General features: G+C 49.4%; 1 rRNA gene. It reads right to left on the bottom strand.

Annotation, left to right across the window (positions count from 1 at the left end):
* Positions 1-243 (bottom strand): 23S ribosomal RNA (locus G6047_RS00020); the annotation flags it as partial.

The following is a 243-nucleotide window of genomic DNA, read 5'->3' on the forward strand; positions in this document are numbered from 1 at the left end:
ACTATCGGCCTTTGCCAGATCGGACGGATTTGCCTATCCAATCTATAGCTACAGCCTTCAACGAACTATTCCGTCAGTTCGCGGTACTTTCATCACTGCGTCACTCCATCACAACTATAAGTAGTACGGGAATATTAACCCGTTGGCCATCGACTGTCCCTTTCGGGTTCGCCTTAGGACCCGACTAACCCTCAGCTGATTAGCATAGCTGAGGAAACCTTAGTCTTTCGGTGTGCGGGTTTC

It is taken from the genome of Flavobacterium silvaticum (assembly GCF_012911565.1).
GTDB lineage: Bacteria > Bacteroidota > Bacteroidia > Flavobacteriales > Flavobacteriaceae > Flavobacterium > Flavobacterium silvaticum.